Source organism: Microcoleus sp. Pol11C3 (assembly GCF_036701485.1).
Classification (GTDB): domain Bacteria; phylum Cyanobacteriota; class Cyanobacteriia; order Cyanobacteriales; family Microcoleaceae; genus Microcoleus.
Window position 1 is genome coordinate 1 of the sequence record NZ_JAUBQW010000282.1, and the last position, 2,081, is coordinate 2,081.

General features: G+C 43.9%; 4 protein-coding genes. 1 reads left to right on the forward strand and 3 read right to left on the reverse strand.

Going from position 1 to position 2,081, the window contains the following annotated elements; genetic code table 11:
- Positions 1 to 87 precede the first annotated feature (87 nt).
- Entirely contained in the window at positions 88 to 345 is a 258-nt protein-coding gene (locus tag QUA40_RS28510) for a helix-turn-helix transcriptional regulator (protein WP_333132040.1), read from the forward strand.
- Between the two features lie 145 nt (positions 346 to 490).
- Here QUA40_RS28510 and QUA40_RS28515 read toward each other — a convergent pair whose 3' ends face one another.
- Genes QUA40_RS28515 through QUA40_RS28525 form a run of 3 tightly spaced genes read right to left on the reverse strand, consistent with a single transcriptional unit; the run spans position 491 to position 1,871 of the window.
- Positions 491 to 943, reverse strand: coding sequence for an HNH endonuclease (locus tag QUA40_RS28515; protein WP_333132042.1), 453 nt, complete (start codon positions 941 to 943; stop codon positions 491 to 493).
- A gap of 2 nt (positions 944 to 945) precedes the next feature.
- Complete coding sequence (locus QUA40_RS28520; RefSeq protein WP_333132044.1) at positions 946 to 1,218, reverse strand: hypothetical protein; 273 nt, start codon at positions 1,216 to 1,218, stop codon at positions 946 to 948.
- Between the two features lie 47 nt (positions 1,219 to 1,265).
- On the reverse strand, positions 1,266 to 1,871 hold the full coding sequence (locus QUA40_RS28525) for a DUF3318 domain-containing protein (RefSeq protein ID WP_333132046.1): 606 nt from the start codon (positions 1,869 to 1,871) through the stop codon (positions 1,266 to 1,268).
- Between the last annotated feature and the right edge of the window lie 210 nt (positions 1,872 to 2,081).

Genomic DNA, 2,081 nt, shown 5'->3' on the forward strand with positions numbered 1-2,081 from the left:
ATTTTGGCGAACCTTCAGAGTGATGCTATGACCGAGAGTGCATAGATCATGTTTTTTGTCAATGCGTAAGTCCTATGTTATAATAATATGGTAAAAAAAAGGCAACGTCAACGGCAACCAGAAAATGAGTTGCCTTTTCGGAGACTGCGAGAGGACGCTAACTTGAGCCAAGAAGAGTTGGCTGTGCGGATGGGGGTGTCGGCTTCGTCGGTGCGGAGATGGGAAAAGGGAGAGGAACCTACGATGACTGTTCGGCAAATGAGGGATTTTTGCCGTTTGGTGGGGGTATGTTTTGATGACTTGCCGGATTATCTCAGTCGGCGAGTAGATGAGGAAGAGCCATAGGGGGATAGATGGCTCGATCGCACTTTCGATTAAAATAATTAAAATAAGTGCATTAGCGAAGCTTTCCGCAAGAATCAACCTTTCATTTCAGTACAAATTTTGCTGCAGAGGTAGCCGCTCCCACTTTTCGTAACTCTCAGGATGCTCAACTTTCTGATTGAATTAAATCGCCTGCAGGTGGATGTCGTTTTATAGCTTTGTCAGCGGCCCGAATATTAATGACTCTCTCTCGATTTAAGACTAATGCTGTAACTGTAGCTCGTCCAATTGGAGTCAAACCAACTATTGATAATCCATCCGCCGACCAAATAAAATGTTCGCTCCAACTATCTTGTCTGGGGTTAAACAACGGTACTTCTACGTCTGACTGAGCATCTATCGCTCTAGTTTTATCAGATTTCTTGCGGTTGCAGTGAAAGCAAGCTAGTGCCAAATTGTCAATATCGTTAGTCCCACTTTTAGTTAAGGGAATGATGTGCTCGATAGTAAACTCTACGTACTGCCATTGTTCGGAGGCATGACAATATTCGCACAGACAGTTTGCTCTCTGACGAACTTGATTTTGGATATTTTCAGGGATTTGACGGCGAGCGGACATTTCTACACAGTAGGCTGAATCTGACCCAAGAAAAGATTGCGGACAGTCCGATTGACAAAACTGAGGTAATCGTCGATTTCTTCGTAAAGATTGAGTTCTTGTTCTTCGTCAGGATTGAGAGGTAAATTTTGTTGTTTGTCTAACAGTTCTTCTATGCGATTTTTGACTGTTGTGGAGGCTCTAAACATGGGTATACCTTCTACTAATTCAATTCGGATAGCTCCTTCTATAGGTAGAGTATCGCGCAGGTTTTCCAGTTTGGGGAGGATTAGCATAGTTGTGGATTTTATGGGTTTCTGTCTTGATTATATCAAGGTTTTTTTCACTCTTTCCTCACACTATCGGGCACCCCCACCGCCGAAATACCCGATATCGCCTTTAAGTTTTGACACCGAATCAATTCGTTAAAATCCAAACTGCGCCCTTCAATTTGCGCCACTGCCTCGATCGCCCCCAGCAAATGTCCGGCCGCTTCCGCTTCGTTGTAACCGCGCCTTCCCGCTACTCTAATCGCCGCTTCGTCAGCATCTAACTCTACTTGGGAACTGCGGTTGTCGCGCCAAATTCGAGTCATGGCGAGTCCCGTCAAACCGCCCGCGATCGCAGTGCCGATCGCATCTCCCTGCAACAATTCTACAACAGTCCCGACAATTCCCGCCAGAGCCGCACCTTGATAAATATCCGGTTTAAACCACTTAAAACTGCACAGAAAACTGACATTCCGCAATATTAGTAAATCCCGCTGCGGCTTAGATAGCAGCCGCCACAAATCAAAATTAATATAAATCGGGCGAGATTGATTCCAAGGCAAAGGAAAATCGCAGTCAATTACCGTTGATTGTTGTGGCTTATTAATAATTTTACACGTCATACGGCCGGAAGCAGGCATCACATCTAACAGGCGGCGAATTTCTGGTTCTGGGTTCATAATTTTTTGGAAATTGGGAATTGGTTATTAGACCTATTGCATGAATTTTTGATTAATATGTCAACCGCAGATTCAAGGCAGATAAACACAGATAATTTCTAGATAGTTTGGGAATGCTTGCAATTTGAGTCTAATCTGTAGATACTGTATTGACCTGTCAAGGGGTTGTGGATAAAAAGTTTGGGTCAAAAGGCTTTTGGGATTTTAAGA